The sequence below is a fragment of the Staphylococcus sp. GDY8P131P genome (assembly GCF_017891975.1).
GTDB lineage: Bacteria > Bacillota > Bacilli > Staphylococcales > Staphylococcaceae > Staphylococcus > Staphylococcus nepalensis.
In genome coordinates this window covers 48,170-63,105 of the sequence record NZ_JAESKF010000008.1, presented here as the reverse complement: position 1 = coordinate 63,105, position 14,936 = coordinate 48,170, and the positions used below count along the sequence as shown (strand labels likewise).

The 14,936-nt window shown below is 32.6% G+C and carries 15 protein-coding genes; 4 read left to right on the top strand and 11 right to left on the bottom strand.

All coding sequences use genetic code 11. The features are described from left to right. Positions 1 to 29: 29 nt before the first annotated feature. From KA894_RS08245 to KA894_RS08220, 6 genes are all read right to left on the bottom strand, one after another. Positions 30 to 1,214 carry a MalY/PatB family protein gene (locus KA894_RS08245; protein ID WP_119488219.1) on the bottom strand — a complete coding sequence of 395 codons (1,185 nt, stop codon included), beginning with the start codon at positions 1,212 to 1,214 and terminating at the stop codon, positions 30 to 32. A 26-nt stretch (positions 1,215 to 1,240) separates the two neighbouring features. Further along, on the bottom strand, positions 1,241 to 2,179 hold the full coding sequence (locus KA894_RS08240) for a TDT family transporter (RefSeq protein ID WP_119488218.1): 939 nt from the start codon (positions 2,177 to 2,179) through the stop codon (positions 1,241 to 1,243). A gap of 530 nt (positions 2,180 to 2,709) precedes the next feature. Further along, the gene (locus tag KA894_RS08235) at positions 2,710 to 3,651 is read right to left on the bottom strand and encodes a mechanosensitive ion channel (protein ID WP_210133884.1); all 942 of its coding nucleotides are present in this window, start codon (positions 3,649 to 3,651) and stop codon (positions 2,710 to 2,712) included. Positions 3,652 to 3,862: 211 nt separating this feature from the next. Next, positions 3,863 to 4,291 carry an NAD(+)--rifampin ADP-ribosyltransferase gene (gene arr / locus KA894_RS08230; RefSeq protein WP_115341828.1) on the bottom strand — a complete coding sequence of 143 codons (429 nt, stop codon included), beginning with the start codon at positions 4,289 to 4,291 and terminating at the stop codon, positions 3,863 to 3,865. A 226-nt stretch (positions 4,292 to 4,517) separates the two neighbouring features. Next, positions 4,518 to 5,261: a glycerophosphodiester phosphodiesterase family protein gene (locus tag KA894_RS08225; RefSeq protein ID WP_103373444.1), complete on the bottom strand. Its 744-nt coding sequence runs from the start codon at positions 5,259 to 5,261 to the stop codon at positions 4,518 to 4,520. A gap of 175 nt (positions 5,262 to 5,436) precedes the next feature. Further along, a complete protein-coding gene (locus KA894_RS08220; protein ID WP_096823740.1) occupies positions 5,437 to 6,585 on the bottom strand; it encodes a M23 family metallopeptidase in 1,149 nt (382 codons plus the stop codon). A 375-nt stretch (positions 6,586 to 6,960) separates the two neighbouring features. On the opposite strand from KA894_RS08220, the gene KA894_RS08215 reads away from it, so the two are divergent. After that, positions 6,961 to 8,151 carry an MFS transporter gene (locus KA894_RS08215; RefSeq protein WP_096808214.1) on the top strand — a complete coding sequence of 397 codons (1,191 nt, stop codon included), beginning with the start codon at positions 6,961 to 6,963 and terminating at the stop codon, positions 8,149 to 8,151. A gap of 201 nt (positions 8,152 to 8,352) precedes the next feature. Here KA894_RS08215 and KA894_RS08210 read toward each other — a convergent pair whose 3' ends face one another. Further along, complete coding sequence (locus tag KA894_RS08210) at positions 8,353 to 9,327, bottom strand: tRNA dihydrouridine synthase (protein WP_119488163.1); 975 nt, start codon at positions 9,325 to 9,327, stop codon at positions 8,353 to 8,355. Between the two features lie 302 nt (positions 9,328 to 9,629). Then, the gene (locus KA894_RS08205; protein ID WP_103373446.1) at positions 9,630 to 10,805 is read right to left on the bottom strand and encodes a YbfB/YjiJ family MFS transporter; all 1,176 of its coding nucleotides are present in this window, start codon (positions 10,803 to 10,805) and stop codon (positions 9,630 to 9,632) included. 180 nt (positions 10,806 to 10,985) lie between these two features. Between KA894_RS08205 and KA894_RS08200 the strand changes: the two genes are divergently transcribed. Together KA894_RS08200 and KA894_RS08195 are read left to right on the top strand one after the other, a co-directional pair. Then, positions 10,986 to 11,789, top strand: a complete 804-nt coding sequence (locus KA894_RS08200) for a DUF3100 domain-containing protein (RefSeq protein ID WP_103373447.1) — start codon at positions 10,986 to 10,988, stop codon at positions 11,787 to 11,789. 5 nt (positions 11,790 to 11,794) lie between these two features. Then, positions 11,795 to 12,247: a hypothetical protein gene (locus KA894_RS08195; protein WP_103373448.1), complete on the top strand. Its 453-nt coding sequence runs from the start codon at positions 11,795 to 11,797 to the stop codon at positions 12,245 to 12,247. A 69-nt stretch (positions 12,248 to 12,316) separates the two neighbouring features. On the opposite strand, the gene KA894_RS08190 is transcribed toward KA894_RS08195, so the two are convergent. Both KA894_RS08190 and KA894_RS08185 read right to left on the bottom strand, forming a co-directional pair. Beyond that, the gene (locus KA894_RS08190) at positions 12,317 to 12,658 is read right to left on the bottom strand and encodes a DoxX family protein (protein WP_103373449.1); all 342 of its coding nucleotides are present in this window, start codon (positions 12,656 to 12,658) and stop codon (positions 12,317 to 12,319) included. 20 nt (positions 12,659 to 12,678) lie between these two features. Then, positions 12,679 to 13,251 (bottom strand): TetR/AcrR family transcriptional regulator, encoded by a 573-nt coding sequence (locus KA894_RS08185; RefSeq protein WP_103373450.1) that lies wholly within the window; start codon positions 13,249 to 13,251, stop codon positions 12,679 to 12,681. Between the two features lie 140 nt (positions 13,252 to 13,391). Here KA894_RS08185 and KA894_RS08180 point away from each other — a divergent pair, with 140 nt between their 5' ends. Beyond that, positions 13,392 to 14,333: a DsbA family protein gene (locus KA894_RS08180; RefSeq protein WP_119488162.1), complete on the top strand. Its 942-nt coding sequence runs from the start codon at positions 13,392 to 13,394 to the stop codon at positions 14,331 to 14,333. A gap of 180 nt (positions 14,334 to 14,513) precedes the next feature. Here KA894_RS08180 and KA894_RS08175 read toward each other — a convergent pair whose 3' ends face one another. Beyond that, the gene (locus KA894_RS08175) at positions 14,514 to 14,849 is read right to left on the bottom strand and encodes a hypothetical protein (protein WP_103373452.1); all 336 of its coding nucleotides are present in this window, start codon (positions 14,847 to 14,849) and stop codon (positions 14,514 to 14,516) included. Between the last annotated feature and the right edge of the window lie 87 nt (positions 14,850 to 14,936).

Genomic DNA, 14,936 nt, shown 5'->3' with positions numbered 1-14,936 from the left:
AACACCTCTCAGTTTTTGTTTATATCCTTTTATTGCAATGCTGAAATAAAACGTTCAACGCCATCTTTAACAGTACTTGGGGCACAAGCTACATTCATTCTTAAAAATCCTCTTCCTTCTTCGCCATATTTTGTACCAGGCTCAAGTGCAAGTTTTCCTTTTTCTAATAGCTTATCCATGATTTTTGATTCAGTTAAACCTGTTTGTCTATAGTCAATCCATAATAAATAAGTCGCTTGCGGTTTTTTAATTTTTATCTGCGGTATCGCTTTTGTAATTTCGGCAATAGCGTAATCCATGTTTGATGAAATGATATGCAATAATTCGTCTAGCCAATTTTCACCGTAAGTATAAGCTGCTTCTAATGCAGCTGCTCCAAATGGACTAATGCGATTAACACCTAATCCATGTGCTGTAAAATTAGTTTCTAACGCATGACGAATAGCTTGATTTGGTGAAATAATCAAAGCTGCATGAATACCCGCTAGGTTAAATGTTTTCGTTGGTGCTGTGCAAGTAATAATTTTTTGAGATGCCTGGTCGGATGCTAACTTGCCTAACGGTATATGTTGATATTCAGGAAATACTAAATCAGAATGTATTTCATCTGATAATATCAATACATCATATTTAACACATAATTCAATTATTTTTTCCAACGTAGCTGTTGACCAGACTACGCCTCCAGGATTATGTGGATTACACAATATAAACATGGTTATACCTTGTTTTAATTTTTCCTCAAAATCTTCAAAGTCAATAGAGTAGTTACCATGTTCTTCTATTAAAGAACACACTACTAATTCTCTATCCATGCCTGAAGGCAAATTTGAAAACGGTGGGTAGACTGGAGGCGTTATTAAAACACGGTCATCTGGCTTTGTAAATGTTTCAATAATAGACGCAATGGCAGGAACAACCCCTGAATGGGCGATAACCCATTCTTTTTCAATATACCAATGATGCCGTTTCTCAAGCCAAGATTGTATTGCGTTTTTACACGATTCATCTAAATAAGAATAGCCAAACACACCATGTTCAACACATCTTTCCAGCGCTTCAATGACAGGTTGTGGCGCTTTAAAATCCATATCTGCAATCCACATTGGTAATACATTTGAGGCGTCTTTAATGTTATATACTGATTCCATAGTGTCCCATTTAACTGATTTTGTCTGTCTTCGATTAACAACGTTATTAAAATGATAAGTCATAACGACCACTCCCTTATATAAAATCCCTATTTAATCATTCTTTTTCTTAAAAACATAAAATACCCAAAAACAACGTAAACGACTGTTAATAACGTAAATAAAATTTCAAACATCATTAAAATGTATAACAAAGCTTTTAACTGCTTAGGCATGCTTACTTGATGCATAAAATTAAAATAAGCAGTTGCTGTTGTTACCCATGGAAAGGTTAAAGCAGAAAACGAAAACCTAAAATTTATTGTTATAAGCTTAGGAATAAACGTTAAAGAAACTACAAACAATAGCTGAGATATCACAAAACCAAATATGGCAATTATTGTTTCTATATGCGTTTCACTTAGTAAATAACCATTGAAACACAGTGCAGCAGGTGCAGCTATAATGATTGACATTGGAAATTGATTTTCATTATATAAACGCCATGTTTTTTTTATTAAAACGATTGCTACTAATATTATAAAGCATATTGTAGCAATATATACGATCATTTTACCAAACATTGGATAAAAATCTCCTGACGTTTCAGATATAACTCCGATACCTACAAACGTTACAAACCAACTCGTATTCGGTATAACCTTATCTTTCCTATGTAAAATAATATGGTAATAAACAAATCCCATTATAATGATGAATTGTACTACAATCGTTATCCACCATAACCATATCATTCCTACAAATTCAAATTTAAAATGATGATATATAATATAAATAATTGTCATTAAAGCCATCGTAAAAGCTGGAAAAGTGGCGCAGATATTACGATCAGTCAATTCATTCAAAACTAAACGTGGGTATAAAAGACATTTTTTTATAAAGAGCAACAAAACAATACAACTCAATATAAAAAATACTGTAGCTAAAATATTCCAAGACATATTAAATAACAAATTACTTAGAGAAACTAAACCTAAAACTAAACCACAAATAGCTGTCGGTAATGCTTTAGTTAATTTATAAAACATACTTTTTAATCCTTTTACATTATATAGTTATATTATCACTATACTATTTTAATACTATTATTGCGTTAAATAAGATTATAATTAATTAATTTTAATAAGTTAATATCCATTGTTTGCTTTCACTTAAAAATATAAAAGGACCTGAAACATAAGGTTAATGTCTCAGATCCTTCAATAAAATTGATAATAATTACCTAGATTGAAATTAGTTTATAACAAACTTTTAAAGCGCTGAGCCATAAATAATGTGTCAGTCTTAGATTTCATTTTGACAGTAGATGAATGTAATGAAAATGCAAAGTCTATTGCTTTAAAAAACTACTTTTGAAGTTTCACTGCTCAATTTTATTGAGTTATTGATACTTATACATGAGTCTTAACTCATGTAATCTAATGCACTTGGATCTAGTAGTGCTTATACAAGCGCTTCAGCTCTATTACGCTTTGCCATAAAGGAAAAGAAATCTATATAGAAAAATGAGATTTCTGCCCCTCTCCCTTCTCACGTATTTTAAAAATCATCTACTTTACTATTTATCTTTTTCAGAGTCAATTTTGTCTGAGAATTTATTTAATTGTTTTTCAGCAAATGATTTTCCACCTATGCCAAAAGCGATTGCGAAAGCAACTGCAACGGCACCTAAAATTAATAAGAACGCTACGTTTACAATGCTTTGCGCAAAGTTTAATTGGTCTAAAGTCATAAATACGGAAACGATAATAACTAAATATTTTACAATTTCAGCTAACATACCATTTCCTGTAGATTTGTTAATTAATTTAGCAATTAAGTTACCACCTATTAAACCTAATCCTAAAATAATCGCTGCTGATATTACTAATGGTAAATAACCGATAATAGCCGCGCCAATTTGATTTAATACCGTTAAGTTCACTGTATTTAATGCTTGAACAGTGAAAAATAAACCAATTAACGCAGTGATAACCCAACCTGTTGCCACTGGGATATCTATACTTTCTTTGTTTTCACCAAAATTCACATAACGGTTAAATTTGCTCACATTTAGGCTTGATAAAATATTTTTTACTAAAGTACCTAAGACTTTTGCAATAAAAATACCGATTATTAGTATAATAACTGCAACAATAATTTTAGGTGCAAAGTTAAGTATACTACTCATCATGCCTTTAATAGGTTTAGACACCGACTGCATATTTAATGAATCAAATACAGATGGTAAAAATAGCAAGAACACTAAGAAGTAACCTAATTTACCAAATGTTTGTATTAATCCAGAAGATTGTGATTCTCCTCCTTCATTATCTACTAAACCCTTCTTTTGTAGCCAAGATTCAAAACCTAATGCACTTAGCCCTTTCACAATAACTTTCTTGACAATTACTGCAATAATCCACGCAATAATTAAGAATATGATTGCGCCTATAACATTTGGTATGAAGCTAATAATACTATCTAGTGCGCTCATTAAAGAATCTAATATTTTACTCATATCGATTGCCCCCTTTTTTTGACAGATACCCTAGTAAAATAAAATTAATCATATTCATATATTTTTTAAAAAAATATTTTTGTGAATTAAGATAATACTACCTATCATTTATTTATCAAACAGCAAATAAATATATTGCGAAGTAATTAATTATGAATTAAACGAACTTTCTATTAAATTAACCCTATAATTAATTTTTTATTTATAACTATTAATCTTCTATAATATCTAAACCTTCACTTCTCAATTGTTCAATTTTTACTAGCATCTGGTTGATTGCTTCTTCAGAATGACTTTCCCATGAACCTAATTCTGCAACAATTTTCAATGGCTCACTAGAACGATATGAACACGTTGGGTTGCCAGGAAACTTCTTGTCTGTAACATTGGGATCATCTTCAAATTCTCCTAGTGGCTCTATGATATAAATGTGTGCATCTGCTTCTTCTTTAGCTAATGCTACAGCCAATTCAGCGCCCCATTTTGCTGCTTCTAATGTTCCTGTAAAATAAATATAATTCATGATGCGGTCTTGATAATTAGATTTTTGCAAAGGATTTAATAAATCACCTATCTGCAACTGAGCTTTTGTGCCATGTAAATATAAATCTTGTTCAAATGCTTGTTTTTGATTTTCCATAAAATAGCCCCCACATTTCGCTAAAGCGTCTTACTATTATATGTGCCAATTAATAAAAGAAGTAGTCTATAATATTTATTTTTCATATAGTATAATAAACACAAAGGGAATATTTAATTGTAATTATTAAACATACTTCCAACAATATCGTACATAGTCTTATATAAAATGAGGACACAAAATTACACTACCATTTTGTATCCTCATACTATTATATGGCGATGAATTAACTATTTAAATGTACTAATTCATCCGCTTTATCTGTGAAAACCCCGTCTACGCCCCAATTAGACAATTGATTAGCCCTCATCTTGTTATTTACTGTCCATACATTTAATTCATAACCAGCATTTTTAATTGAACGTACACGATTTTTTGTAAGCTTTGCATCTTCTATATTTACAATATTTGACCCGCAATAATTTAAAAGCGTTCTCCAATCTCCAGTAAATGCTGCAGCTTTAAAAATAACCGCACGTTTATATTGGGGCATGAATTGCTGTGCTAATTTTACTAAAACAAGATTAAAACTTGATAACAGAACATCTGAATCAGAGTTTAGCTTTTTTAATTTTTCAGTAACTTGTCTAATCATACTTTCAGACAAATCGCTGCCGTTGTCACCTGTTACACCTTTCAATTCAATATTCAAATTCATTTTATGGTTATTAGCAAATGTAATGATTTCATCGAAAGTTGGTAATCTTTCATTCTTATATTGCGAATGGAACCAGTTTCCTGCAGAGGCTTGTTTGACTTCATCATAGTACATGTGCGTGACTTCACCAATCATATCCGTTGTTCTATCTAAAAAATCATCGTGAATAATAATGAGCTTTTCATCTTTTGTTATAGCAACATCTAGTTCAACCCACTTGAGCCCAGACACCTTTGCTGCTGCTTCAAATGCTGCTAACGTATTTTCGGGAGCTTTACTTGGTAAGCCTCTATGGCCATATATTGTAAACATATCATCTTCCCTTTCAATTAGACTTTAGTGTAATTATGATATGTCATTGATCATAATTCAAATAATCTAAGTCATATTTGAAGCCATTACATATTGCTTTAAGCTAAACATAGTTAATAAAAATCGCCTCTGATATCCTTTTAAAGATATTCAAAGGCGACTGATATGTCATATATTATGATTTTGAATTTACGTATGATGTTGGGTCAACTGAATACTCGTTACCGACGCCACCTTGCATACGTTGGAAGTGTAGGTGAGGTGCAGTAGAATTACCTGTGCTACCTGAAAGGCCAATTTGTTGTCCTTCTTTCACCTGTTGCCCTTTTTGAACATTTAAGGAATTCATGTGCATATACCATTGATAGTTATCACTGTTTTTCTCTTGGATTGTAACTTGGTTACCACCACCATAGTTACTCCAACCACTTTGGATTACAGTGCCATCAGCCAATGAATAAACGGGTGTATTTTCAGACATAGCATAGTCAACACCGTAGTGTGCGCCTCCGCCATGATAGCTACCGTATGGTTGTAATTGGCGATGCTTAGTTAACCAATTTGCTGAGTGCGTCTCGTTATTGCTCGTACTGTTAGAAGTCGTTGATTGACTTGTAGTGTTTTGTTGTGGTGCGTTTGTAGTGCTTTGTTGCGATGAATCTTGTTGTTGTGATGTGTTTTGTTGCGGTGCAGCTTGTTCTTGTTGTTGCGGTGCAGCTTGTTGTTGCGGTGTAACATCATTACTTGATGTAGCATTTTGTTTCACATCATTATGACCATTATTTTGTGTATAGCTGCTTTCATAATTGTCTGCTGATGTATGATTTTGTGTATTATCTACACTGTCATTTGAATTATTTTGAGTTGCTTGAGCAGTTTGATTCGTTCTTTCATCGTTGGCAATTTCGTTATTTTCTGGCGCTTCATTTATGTCATAACCTTCAGATTGAACTTCTGAGTGGCTTTGATTGCCAGTGTAATTATTATCATCTGAAACATTTACATCATTAGTATTTGTAACATTAGAACCTTGATCGTTCATTGGGAAATAATAATAGTGATATTGTCCTTCATTATCGATTAAATAAAAGTAATATTGCTGTTGATCAAACATAGATTGGTCCCAGTTACCATCTAATGTGTGATGATAGTTCCCATTATCATCTTGATCAATATAACCGTAATTAAAAATATCATTATAAGATTGATTACTTGTATATTGTGCGTTAGATTGATTGTTTTCTGAAGCCTGTGCTTCTCCTTGTGCAACGCCAATTGCTCCTAAAGATAACGTAGCAATTGTGGCTGTAACCATTTTTTTCATAATTAATAAATCCTCCCAAAAATTTTACTTACATCATCGTACCAAAGAATCTGTATAAAGAGAATAGTAGAAACTGTTTTTTAATTTTCTAGTAATTTATTTGAGATGTGATGTAAATTTTTTGAAAATTCCTTATATAACAATAGATAGCGCTTTCGCAAATTTAAGTTAAGCACAATCTTTAGTTAGTACAGTTACTTTCGAACAAGTACAACAGTTTACTTTTTACTTATTTTTTGTAAATTATTTTTGTTATTTTTCTAAATTATTACAAATCATCTTTTATAATTGCTTTTAAATTTAAAAACAGTGTTTTTTTGATATGGTGCATTACATGCTAATATGGAATTATTAAATAAAAGTGGGGTATGCAATATGGATGGTTTACCAAATAATTATGTAACAAAAGGGTCAAAAACTTATATTAAAATAATCGTTGCGCTTTTTATCTCTGGGTTTACAATATTTTCTATACTTTATAGCGTCCAACCCTTAATACCCCATTTTACAAAATCTTTTAATGTAAGCGAAACTATGGCTAGCTTAGCTTTATCCTCTGCAACATTAACCCTTGCGTTTGCAATGTTGTTTTTTGGCGCTATTTCGGAAGTTCTTGGACGAAAACCTATTATGATTTTTTCAGTGCTTTCTGTGTCCATACTCGCTTTAATTCAACCTTTTTTGGCAGATTTCAATACTTTTTTAATTGTACGGCTGATACAAGGTATATGTTTAGCAGGACTACCTTCTATAGCTATGGCTTATATTGGTGAAGAAATCTCACCTCACAATTTACCTGAAGCGATGGGCATTTATATAAGTGGCAACGCATTCGGAGGCGCTTTTGGTCGTATTTTCACAGGATTTATCTCTAGTATTTACGGTTATCAAGTTGGTTTAATCACTATCGGCATAATTAGTGTCATTGCTGCTATTGTATTTACTTTTTTACTACCAAACTCACAGCATTTTGAAAAACAACGATTTTCAGTAAAAGCATTATTAATAAGCTATGCCCAACATTTGAAAAATGTCAGACTATTAAAACCTTTTATGGTCGGCTTTTTATTATTAGGATGTAATATTGCAGCGTTCAATTATATTGGCTTTGTTTTAGCAGATGAACCATATCGATTACATGATAGTCTTATTAGTTTTATTTATTTACTCTTTTTAATAGGTATGATTTCTTCCATACTTAATGCAAAACTTCGCTCAAAGTTAGGCACTTTAAACGCTTTGAAATTTAGCATTTTGTTATTAATAGTTGGTATATGTATTACATTATTACCACCATTGTCATTCAAAATACTTGGTCTCGCATTTAGTGTATACGCGTTTTTTAGCGGTCATGCTATCGCAAGTGCTGTTGTTGCCGGAAGAGCTGAACATCATAAAGCACAAGCTTCTAGTTTGTATTTATTATTTTATTATATGGGGTCTTCTGTAGGTGGCACATTAGCAGGTTATTTTTACAGCCTCTTACAATGGCCTGGCGTTGTAATAATGATTACGAGTTTTATGATAATTGCATTCATTATTTCACTTACCATTAGACAAAAATAGAGAGCAAGAGAGAAATCACATTTTTAAATGGTCTCCTTATCTTGCTCCCTATCAAAGATACCTAAAAAGGTTATAAAAGCTTAATACAATTTTTATACTAGGCGTCAATTGCTTATATCCAGTTTATGGTTAAGGTATATGTGTTCATCACTTAATCTCAGTTTCCTTATTGTTTCAGTATTTTCGTTTTAAACGCTTAAATTAACTGGTCTGTTCCATTTGCACTTCAAATTTATCGAGTAGCGCGCGAGCCTCGTCTGTCGTATTCGTGCTCATCAATTGATGTCTTAATTCACTCGCGCCTCTGATGCCCCGTACGTAAATTTTAAAGAATCTACGTAATGGTTTAAACAAACGTGATTCTTCTTTTGAATATTTGTCAAATAGTTCAAGATGTAATCTCAACAAGTCTAAAAGTTCTTTGCTGGAATGTTCTCTTGGTTCTTTTTCGAACGCATATGGATTATGAAAAATACCTCGACCAATCATGACACCATCAATGCCATACTTCTCAGCTAGTTCAAGTCCTGTTTTTCTGTCTGGGATATCTCCATTAATCGTTAACAAAGTTTCCGGGGCTATTTCATCACGCAGCTTTTTAATCTCTCCAATTAGTTCCCAGTGTGCATCCACTTTACTCATCTCTTTACGCGTGCGAAGATGAATGGACAGGTTTGCAATATCTTGCTCGAAAATATGCTTCAACCACGCTCTCCACTCATCAATTTCAGAATAGCCAAGTCGCGTTTTAACACTCACTGGCAGTCCACCCGCTTTAGCTGCTTGAATAATTTCAGCTGCGATTTCAGGTCGCTGAATTAGACCTGAACCTTTACCTTTTGTTGCAACGTTCGCCACTGGACACCCCATATTTAAGTCTATTCCTTTAAAGCCCATCTCTGCCATCCCGATACTCATTTCACGGAAGTGATCTGGCTTATCTCCCCAAATATGAGCAACAATAGGTTGTTCGTCTTCAGTAAATGTTAAGCGCCCGCGCACACTGTGTACACCTTCAGGGTGGCAAAAGCTTTCTGTATTTGTAAACTCAGTGAAGAATACATCAGGTCTGCCCGCTTCACTAACAACATGACGAAAGACAACATCTGTAACATCTTCCATCGGTGCTAAAACAAAAAATGGACGCGGCAATTCACGCCAAAAATTTTCTTTCATATATATTTAAACCTTCTTATCTATTAATATCTCGAATTTTTATCCATGACGATATTACCACAAAATGTCAACTTACACAAAAGGAAGATATCTAATGAAAAGCCTATCCAGACAAATCGCACTAGCAATATATTACAATAAGATAAGAAACTCTGTTATCATTCATAAACCATATTTGACATAAAATAATATTCTATCTCGTTTGAAATTTGATAATGTTCCAAAAATTATAAGTAAAATTAAAACAGGCTAATATATCACTCTAACTTTTTCAATAAATTACTTGGAAACAACAGAATGATTTAACTTCCATTGTTCCCCTGATAGCTATATATACTACTTAACAAACCTACACATAATATGAAAGCAGCAAAAATTAGCGATGCATTGTAATCCCCTGATTCACCAATTAATATACCTGAAAGTGCTGGCGCAATCATTTGTCCTAAACTGTAAATCATTGTTAATAAAGCTACCAAGTTCACTTTATGATTACCTTGAAACATAAGTGTTTGTGCTTTAGACATGAATAATGTTGTTAACCCAAGGAATGTTGCTCCAAAGAACAGAGAACTAATTATTAAGCTCACTACATGCCCTGAAAAAACAGGTAGTATCACAGCAATGATTTGTAGTACAAATGCAAAATATATTGCTTTCGCATGCCCTACCTTATTTGCCATCATAGACCATAAAATCGTAGAAGGCACAGCACCTAAACCTACAAACATCCAACTTAACGCTGCGTAATCGGCTAATCCAGGTATTGATTTAACGATGGCTACTAAGAATGTCCCTGTGATAATATAACCAGCGCCTTCACAAAAATAGGCGATTGAAAACCCCCAAATAAATTTTTTCTTCACTTTAATTGTTTCGGTATATTCAATATTTTTTGATTTGAAATTTTTATTTTCGATATTGTGATTTTCGCGCATACCAAATATAACAAAAATCCCTATCATTAAAGAAAAAATGCCTAGTGATATCCAAGTAAGTTTCCATGTGCTCGCTGTAGTAAATAAGAAAATAAAGATACTACTTGTAAAAATACCTAAACCTACGCCACTATATAACAGACCTGAGATGCCATCTTTTTTCGCTATTCTTAAAGCTTCAAGCGTTACATTCGATGCTAAAACAAAAACTGTACCGCTTGTTATTCCAGAAACCAAACGCACAATACACCATAGTAGAAAATTATCAGAAAGTCCCATCATTAAAGTCGAAATAATATTTATAAATAAATAAATTTTCAAATCCGTAACCTTACTAAACATAACAATCCATATAGGAACAATGGCTCCTATCAAATAACCTAGATAATTAATCGTAGCTAGTAAACCAGCACTTCGGTCATCTAAACCTCTTGTTTGCTGCATAAATGGCAAAATAGGTGTATATGCAAAACGTCCAATCGCCATTACTATAAATAAACAAATCATCCCTAATAAAAGTTGCCGATAAGCATGTTGCATCTTCTCCACACCTTTCGATTGTAGTGGGTCCATTATACGCTTAAATTCCATATTTACACTTACCAAATTTCTAAAATTTATAAATCATATTGATACCCTTTTCATTTTGAAATATTAAGTATAGAATAGATTTTATTCGTATTTAGAATTTTCGGAATATTTTAACTAGGAGGGATTGATATGAAACAACAAAATACACTTTGGAAAGATTGGAGATTACATGGCATTGTATTAATTATTATGATTATTTCCGAAGTCATTGGTGCGCATAAAATACCTTTAGGCATAACTTCAATCCTTTTGTTGCCAGTTGTTTATGCAGTGTTACTCGGATTAGGGGTTTATTTCACGCCCATCATCGGTAAAAAACAAGCTAAAAATTCCGAACCAATGGTATTTATTTCAGTAGCACTACTCATAGCAAAATTTGGTGTAGAAGCAGGGCCCGCATTACCTAAAATCATTGCAGCTGGGCCTGCTTTAATATTACAGGAAGCTGGCAATTTAGCTACGATTATCATTTCATTACCATTAGCTATATTATTAGGTTTACGACGTGAGTCTATAGGGATGACTCATTCAATAGGTAGAGAACCCAATTTAGCGCTGATCACCGAAAAATATGGTATCTCTTCCCCAGAGTGGAGAGGCGTGATGTCTATGTACATATTTGGAACCATTTTTGGGGCGATATTTTTTAGTATCTTTTCTGGTATTTTGGTTTCCATTTTACCATTTAGTCCGATTGCTTTTGCCATGGCTACAGGAGTAGGAAGTGGCGTAATGACTGCAGCTGCTCTGGGGCCTTTAGTCGAAATGTATCCTGACCAAGCTAACACAATTACCGCATTTTCTGGCGTAAGTAATCTTCTGACGTCAGTGACGGGACTTTATATTGGTATTTTAATTGCTCTACCTTTAACCCGAAAATATTATAGCTTGATTATGCATGTTAAATCAAAATTCACAAAAGATAAGGAGTGACTGTGATGTCTTCAAAAATTATAAATTGGATTCTCACCTTATGTATAGTAGGAATTATTTCAATTTTTAGTAATTGGATTGGGTATAATGTCATGCCTTTGGAGGCATTACCCGGCATCCTTGCATTAATGGGTGTCGCCTTATTAGGATTGGTTTTACGTGATATCGTGCCTTTAAACATACCAAGTATTGCTTATATTGGTATAATAGGTTTAATCATTACTATACCTGGGGTTCCTGGATCTTCTCACATCGTTGAATGGACTGAACAAGTAGATTTGCTGTCATTAGCCACGCCAGTTGTTGCCTATGCAGGCGTTTCAATAGGGAATTCCTGGGCTGACTTCGCCAAGTTAGGGTGGAAAACCATTGTTATTGGTATTGTTATTTTGCTCAGTACATATATCGGTTCTGCGCTCGTAGCAGAAATTGTATTAAAAATTCAAGGTCTAGCTTAATCAACTACAAATAACCCCCAGCTTAAAATAAGTTAACTGGGGGCTTTAATATTAAAAATAACAACGTATCTAAATATAATAGATAAACACGCCAAAATTTAATAAAAATAATATGATGGCTGGTATTGCTTTTTTAATTGGGTCTTTACCTAAGAAAATCAGCGATAAGGCCCCAACAAACATAGTCACACCTAGTAATACACTAGATAGTAGTGCAATCACGTTATATAAAACGCCTATAAGCATACCAAGACCGCCTACAAATTCGAATATACCTGTAATTTGATTAAAGATAGGTGGGTAGCCGAGACGGGCAAAATCTTTTTTCATTGCGCCAGACAATATTTTAGAACCTGTCATGATAAAAAATATACCTAATATAATTTGCAATATAATCATAATGATCCCCATTTTAAAAACCCCATTTCAATTCAATTTTTAGTTGCTTCACAAGATACAAAACCAGAAATAATATAAGGTGTGACACGTTTAATATAAGTTTCAGCAGAAATATCACTAAAGTTTTGACACCATTTTTCAGAAGCGCTGTAGATACTCGCACTTAACATACTTGCTGCTAATTGACGCGTACTATCATCCTCAAAATGAATGTCAATCAATAATTTATAAAGTATACTCTCCATATGCGCTTGAACAATATTACTTATCGTTTCCGGATAACTTCTGTGACACTTCCTATTTAAAGACAATTGGAATTCTGCTACCGCTTTAAAAATATTAGCAATGGTTGTTTCGTCCAATTGACACTGTTCAAAATATTCGTAATTTAAATTAATTAATAGCTCTTCAGAAAGCGATTTATCCAATAAATCATAGATGTCACTAAAATGATAATAGAAAGTGGCTCTATTGATAAGCGCCTCTTGGGTAATATCTTTTATGGTTATGTTTTTAAAATCTTTTTCATCTGAAAGCTTAATAAAAGCTTGCATAATAGATTTTCTAGTTTTAATAACTCGCAAGTCTGATTTTGATTGTAGCATTCGACTCCCTCATTTTCTCCCAACATTAATTTATAAATGTTGGATATTCAACATTTATTACAATCTGTTGGTACTTATTATTCATATTACTACTTATTATAAGTGTATATCAATTTAATCAAACTTAGGAGGACAAAAATATGGTTAACAATATGGTATGTGATATCTATTCAGGCGTTTGTAAACCTAACGAGGAAAGTGAAATAGAAGCAATTAACCTAAACATAGATAGCCCTAACTTAACTTTATATTACGTAACTGACCCTATGTGTTCACACTGTTGGGCATTCGAACCTACTTTAAATAAATTTTTAGTACAATATGGGCATTTATTTAATTTCCAAATGGTAATGGGGGGTCTATTAGAGGAATGGGGAGATGGGCCAATCGACCCAGCTAATGGCATTTATAAACCTGCCGATGTAACACCACACTGGCAAGAGGTAGGAAAGTATTCACGTATGCCTATCGATGGTACCATTATGGAAATCGCCCCTGTGCAATCTTCATACCCAGCATCACGTTTATATAAAGCAATCCAGCAAATAGATTCACCTACTACCGCTATTGAATTCATTAGACTCGTCAGGGAAGCAGTATTTGTATTCAATCAAAATATTTCGAATCCTAAAGTACTTAAATCGATTGTACAGGATTTATATAAAAATAACGAAACGATAAACACTGCAACTATTTTAGATTTAGCAAATAGTAAAAAAGGTCAAGAACTACTTCAAGATGATTTTAACTTAGTAAGACAATTAGGTGTTAGAGGTTTCCCTACTATTGTAATAGTAAATAGTGATAATCAAGGCACTAAAATTGTAGGCGGCAGAGATTTAAATGTGTATATTAGTGCAATCGAAACATTAAACAACAATGATAAATCAGCACCAAAACCCCTACCAGACTTAGGGTTGTATTTAAAAGCACAGCATAGATTGTTTTCAAAAGAAATTGAGTTTATGTATAACATCCAACAAGGTGAAGTCGCACAATTTATCACACATCATTTAGACCCATCTACCTATGTCGCTAAAAATATGCTTGGCGAAGATTACTATGAAACCACATTAGATTAATGTGTAATATGTACCTAAAATATATGACTATTGGAACCAATCACTACCCTTTGGTTTCATAGTCACTCTATTATATGGACAACTATTTTATAAAGACTTAGTGGAATAAAATTTACTATTCAGCTATTATACTAAGTCAAATAAATTTATGATTATAATGTAAAAATCAAATTACTTTAATTATCTTTCTTTCCTTTTTAAATACTCCTTATACTTAAATGTTTCTATATTATTAGTTACGATAATATTTTTATGAAGTTGCATTTTAAGGTAACTACTCACTTCACAAACTGCATCCACTTCTAATGACTTAAAATCATTCATTTTAAGTAATAGAAAATCTAAATCTTTAACTTTATTATTCGTTTGAGAAAGTAAATTATAAATATTTCTTAAAAGACTCTGTTTATAATTCTTTTTTGAAATTGTTACTACTCTTGAATTTATAGGTTCTTGTTTCCTATTGCGTAAATAAAAAAGTATATTACCCTTGCTATATTGAATAATAACAAACATATATTAACCCCATTTTATTTTTATAAAGTCTATTAAATTTATACACATCAATCACAATTTATAAACGTATTTATTTAATTTAACTCA